We start from the raw sequence: 5,128 nt of genomic DNA, 5'->3' as shown, positions 1-5,128 counted from the left end.
GAATCGCTTGGTGATCACAACACAGAGTCAGCAGCGAGGTTTTTCATCTTACGCCCCTGACCATCTATGTAATTGCTCTAAATCATTATTGTACGAAATTAGAGGAGCTTCCTATACTTAAAAACAGAGGGTTTCGTCAGTTCCAATATTGCATACGGATGATAAGCGATCGCTTTGTACGCATTCTACGCCCTTCGCTCTCAGCCCAAAAAAAGTACAAAGTGGATGATGATCACAGTTTATCCTTGATGCAAAATCTGTCATACGTTACACGGAGACACTGTTATGACGATTAATAAATATTTCATTTTCTCTCCTCAAGCCTCTGAGGAAACACTTCAACCAGTATTAACTGAGAAAGAAGTTCAAAGGCAGGAAGCTCTAAGACAGGCGCAGATCCAGGGTGGATTAGACACAAACGCGACCTCGTAACTCAATGAATACCTAGCACTATTAAGACCCCTATAAAAAAGCTCTACGCTCTATCCGGTAGAGCTTTTTTTATTTTTGATCTGTTCTCCTCTCCCCCACTCCCAAACAAGCTGAACATTAAACCTTCGCTCATTGCTTGTTGTTCTTCACTTCTCGATCACCAATTGGCTCATAGTTTCTCGCGAATGTATTTTCACGCATTGCACACACTAGCTTGCAGCGCTGAGAAATGACTCACTAAACTCCCCGATACCATACCTTGTCGTGTCATTTTGTGCTAATAATTCATATTCGTTTTCATTCCTCACTCGCCCTCTTTTCAAAACTATAATGCGAGTACCAGAGAACCTAACCACAGGAACCCCGAATTCAATGGAATATTCAAAGCTAGGAAGTAGTCAAATTCCCGTTTCCCGTATCTGTCTTGGCAGCATGACTTGGGGGCTACAAAATACGCAGCAGCAAGCCGACCAACAGATCGAATACGCATTAAGCCAAGGTATTAACTTTATCGATACTGCAGAGATGTACGCGGTTCCACCTTCTCCAGATACCTACGGAAAAACAGAAGCGATCATTGGTAACTGGTTATCGCGTAACCCACAGCGTCGACAAGAGTTGATCATTGCGAGCAAAATTGCCGGGCCAGGGCTTCCTTGGGTTCGAGATGGCGGCCCGATAACGGGTGAAGCGGTGATCGCAGCCGTTGACGCATCATTAAAACGCCTACAAACAGACTATATCGACCTTTACCAACTTCATTGGCCAAATCGTACAACGCCTCACTTTGGTAAGCATTTCCCGAATCACATTCGATTCAGTGATATTGACCGAAAGCAGCATGAAGCTGAGATGTTGGAAATCCTACAAGCACTGGCAAGCTGCATTAAGGCGGGGAAAATTCGCCATGTCGGGCTTTCAGATGATTCTACTTGGGGCATTAACACATACCTCAAGCTGAGCGAGAAACACGATTTGCCACGTATGGTTTCGATTCAGAATGAATTTAGCTTGCTGCACGCAAAAGACTGGCCATATCTGATTGAGAACTGTGTGCATGAAGATGTCGCTTATCTGCCATGGTCACCTTTAGCTGCAGGCATGTTGAGTGGAAAGTACATTGATGGCGCAAGACCGGAAGGCAGCCGTTGGACTTACATGCAACGTAAAGGCATTTTCCGTGACACTGAATCTGCCAACGAAGCGGTTAAAGGCTATGTTGAAGTAGCAAACGCTCATGGATTTACTCCGAGCCAACTGGCATTGGCATGGTGTAATCAAGTTGATGGGGTGACGTCCACCATCATTGGTGCAACTACGATGGAGCAGCTAAAAGAGAACGTAGCCGCTTTCAGTAAACCGCTATCAGAAGAGATCCTGACTGATATCAACACAGTATTTAAACGCTACCCGGCTCCGTATTAGGCTGTCAGTTCAACTTAACTTAGGTGAGTAAATCCCATAAGAGCGCGCTATTTAGTGCGCTTTTCTTTTTTAAGTGAGTTGCTTTTGCTTTTTATGTAGATCGCATTGAGTCATCACGCTTTTGGTTCGCTAACCTTTGCTCTATAATGCGCGGGCTTATATCTAGGATAAAAACATGATTTCAAAAAACCAATTAAAACTCCTTCGTGCTTTGGGCCAAAAGAAACAACGTAAAGCCCACGGCCTGTTTCTAGTTCAAGGTGAAAAGAACGTTCTTGAGCTGTTCAATAGTGACTTAGTCGTGAAGAACGTCTTTGCTACCGCTGATTTCTTATCTGAAAATCATGCTTCACTGATTGAGTTTGATTGTGTTGAAGCCTCGCTGGATGATCTAACCAAAGCAAGTACTTTGGTGAGTAACAATGCCGCGATTGCAGTTGTTGAGATCCCAACGTTTGAACTACCAGAAGCAACAGGACTGATGATTGCGCTTGATGGCGTTTCAGACCCTGGCAACCTAGGTACGATTATTCGCGTAGCAGACTGGTACGGCATCAAGCATATCGTTGCGAGCAGCGATTGCGCAGACCCATACAACCCTAAAACGATCAGCGCGACTATGGGCAGCTTTGGCCGCGTACACGTAAGCCAAACAGACTTACCAGCTTACTTAGAGCAAGCGAACCTACCGGTTTACGGTGCTTTCTTAGAAGGCGAAAGTGTTCATAAGACTGAGTTTACTGCTAACGGCATTTTATTGATGGGCAGTGAGTCTCACGGCATCCGTGAACACGCGGCTAAATACGTGACTGATAAGATTACGATTCCAGCATTCGGTGGCGCAGAGTCACTAAATGTAGCGATGGCGACAGGTATCATCCTCGATAACATGCGTCGTCAGCATAGCTAGACCTCTAGGCTAACTAGCCAATCGACAGTGTTCAGATATTAAAAAAGGCGTATTGATTAAATCAGTACGCCTTTTTATTTGAGTTCTTTTCAACAATTACTTTTCTAGCATTGCCAACTTATCAGCGACACCATTCCACTTCTCAGCGTCATCCATTGGTGCTTTTACTTCCGTTTGTACCGGCCAGATTTCGGCAAGCTCTGCGTTCACTTCGATAAAGATTTTTTGATCTTCTGGTAGCTCATCTTCTTGGAAGATCGCTTGAGCATCACATTCAGGTACACATAAACCACAATCAATACATTCGATTGGGTTGATTACCATGAAATTTGGGCCTTCATGGAACGCATCTGCGGGGCACACTGCCACACAGTCTGTGTATTTACATTGAATACAATTATCGCCTACGACAAATGCCATGATGCTCTGCTCTATAAGTTAGTCAAAATTGAAGAATGGGGATAATACTCATCCCAAAGCAAAATTCAACATCATACGGCTCTAATATCGTGTCTATTTGCTCCATGTTTCCAAATTAGTATGACAGATAAATCAATTTCTCGTAAAATGCGCGCCATTGTGAGCTTATCGCATCTTAGAGCACCAGCGTTTTCATCAAACTCTGTATTAAGAAACGATCTAGCTAAGACACCTATAAAAACGAGACATCGAAATGATACGTTTAACCGAAATTAAACTCCCTCTAGACCATGAAGAGTCAGCTATTCAAGACGCTATTGAAGCGAAACTTGGTATTAACTCTGATCAGGTACTCTCTTTTAATATCTTTAAACGTGGCTACGATGCTCGTAAGAAATCAAAGATCTTACTTATCTACACGCTTGACGTTCTCGTTGAAAACGAAGCTGAGTTGTTAGAACAATTCATTAGCGACCCGCACGTAAAAGTGACTCCTGATATGGAGTACAAGTTTGTTGCTAAAGCGGTTGAGAACCAAACTGAGCGCCCTGTGGTTATCGGTTTTGGCCCATGTGGTCTATTCGCTGGCCTAGTGCTTGCTCAAATGGGTTTCAACCCAATCATCGTTGAGCGTGGTAAAGAAGTTCGTGAGCGTACGAAAGATACCTTTGGTTTCTGGCGTAAGCGTACGCTGAACACAGAATCAAACGTACAGTTTGGTGAAGGCGGCGCAGGTACTTTCTCTGACGGTAAGCTGTACAGCCAAGTTAAAGATCCAAAGCACTACGGCCGTAAAGTAATTGAAGAGTTCGTTGCTGCGGGTGCACCAGAAGAAATTCTATACGTAAGTAAGCCGCACATCGGTACCTTTAAACTGGTTACCATGATCGAAAAGATGCGCGCTTCTATCATTGAACTTGGTGGCGAAATCCGTTTCAGCACTCGTGTTGACGACGTTCATATGGAAGATGGTCAAATCACTGGCCTAACGCTTTCTAACGGTGAAGAGATCAAATCTCGTCACGTGGTATTGGCTGTTGGCCACAGTGCTCGTGACACGTTTGAAATGCTGTACGATCGTGGCGTTTACATGGAAGCGAAGCCTTTCTCTGTTGGTTTCCGTATCGAACACAAGCAATCGATGATCGATGAAGCTCGTTTCGGTAAGAACGCAGGCAACCCAATCCTAGGTGCTGCGGACTACAAACTCGTTCACCACTGTAAGAATGGCCGCACTGTATACAGCTTCTGTATGTGCCCAGGTGGTACTGTGGTTGCTGCAACGTCTGAAGAAGGCCGCGTAGTAACGAACGGCATGAGCCAATACTCTCGTGCAGAACGTAACGCAAACAGCGCGATCGTTGTAGGTATCGACCCAGAGCGTGATTACCCAGGTGACGCACTGGCTGGTATCCGTTTACAACGTGAACTAGAAAGCGGCGCTTATGTTCTTGGTGGTGAAAACTACGATGCACCAGCTCAAAAAATCGGTGACTTCTTGAAAGGTCGCGATCCAAGTGCAATCGGTGAAGTACAACCGTCATTCACGCCGGGTATCCACCTGACTGATATTTCAAAAGCGCTGCCTGATTTTGCTATCGAAGCGATTCGTGAAGCAATCCCAGCGTTCGAGAAGAAGATCAAAGGTTTCTCTACGCCAGACGGCCTACTTACCGGTGTTGAGACTCGTACCTCTTCTCCTGTATGCATCAAACGTGGCAAAGACTTCCAAAGCATCAACTTAAAGGGCTTCTTCCCTGCAGGTGAAGGTGCGGGCTACGCAGGCGGCATCCTGTCTGCTGGTATCGATGGTATTAAGGTTGCGGAAGCACTTGCACTGTCAATGGTAGAACAGAACCAAGCAGAGAAGATTGAGATCGCTTAAGCGCTTTCGATAAAGCAAAGCTAGATCGCGATCAACCAAATCGAGTAGGAGGAGGC

The 5,128-nt window shown here is 45.1% G+C and carries 5 protein-coding genes; 4 read left to right on the top strand and 1 reads right to left on the bottom strand.

Features of this window, described 5'->3' with window-relative positions:
• Nucleotides 1-285 precede the first annotated feature (285 nt).
• The 3 genes from AB4583_RS19360 (at nt 286) to AB4583_RS19350 (ending at nt 2,767) form a co-directional block, all read left to right on the top strand.
• The gene (locus tag AB4583_RS19360; protein ID WP_017068404.1) at nt 286-432 is read left to right on the top strand and encodes a hypothetical protein; all 147 of its coding nucleotides are present in this window, start codon (nt 286-288) and stop codon (nt 430-432) included.
• 372 nt (nt 433-804) lie between these two features.
• Nucleotides 805-1,857: an aldo/keto reductase gene (locus tag AB4583_RS19355; RefSeq protein WP_032545660.1), complete on the top strand. Its 1,053-nt coding sequence runs from the start codon at nt 805-807 to the stop codon at nt 1,855-1,857.
• A gap of 175 nt (nt 1,858-2,032) precedes the next feature.
• Nucleotides 2,033-2,767: an RNA methyltransferase gene (locus AB4583_RS19350; RefSeq protein WP_017067486.1), complete on the top strand. Its 735-nt coding sequence runs from the start codon at nt 2,033-2,035 to the stop codon at nt 2,765-2,767.
• A gap of 96 nt (nt 2,768-2,863) precedes the next feature.
• Here AB4583_RS19350 and fdxA read toward each other — a convergent pair whose 3' ends face one another.
• The gene (gene fdxA, locus AB4583_RS19345; RefSeq protein WP_010431058.1) at nt 2,864-3,187 is read right to left on the bottom strand and encodes a ferredoxin FdxA; all 324 of its coding nucleotides are present in this window, start codon (nt 3,185-3,187) and stop codon (nt 2,864-2,866) included.
• Nucleotides 3,188-3,440: 253 nt separating this feature from the next.
• Here fdxA and AB4583_RS19340 point away from each other — a divergent pair, with 253 nt between their 5' ends.
• Entirely contained in the window at nt 3,441-5,072 is a 1,632-nt protein-coding gene (locus tag AB4583_RS19340; protein ID WP_372118883.1) for an NAD(P)/FAD-dependent oxidoreductase, read from the top strand.
• Nucleotides 5,073-5,128: the final 56 nt, after the last annotated feature.

The organism is Vibrio sp. 10N.222.49.C12, assembly GCF_041475025.1.
GTDB lineage: Bacteria > Pseudomonadota > Gammaproteobacteria > Enterobacterales > Vibrionaceae > Vibrio > Vibrio crassostreae_C.
This window is presented reverse-complemented; position numbering and strand designations above follow the sequence as displayed.

Coding starts and splice junctions, on each gene's coding strand:
- AB4583_RS19340 (WP_372118883.1), top strand. CDS start 3,441: ATGATACGTTTAACCGAAATTAAACTCCCTCTAGACCATGAAGAGTCA.
- AB4583_RS19360 (WP_017068404.1), top strand. CDS start 286: ATGACGATTAATAAATATTTCATTTTCTCTCCTCAAGCCTCTGAGGAA.
- fdxA (WP_010431058.1), bottom strand. CDS start 3,187: ATGGCATTTGTCGTAGGCGATAATTGTATTCAATGTAAATACACAGAC.
- AB4583_RS19355 (WP_032545660.1), top strand. CDS start 805: ATGGAATATTCAAAGCTAGGAAGTAGTCAAATTCCCGTTTCCCGTATC.
- AB4583_RS19350 (WP_017067486.1), top strand. CDS start 2,033: ATGATTTCAAAAAACCAATTAAAACTCCTTCGTGCTTTGGGCCAAAAG.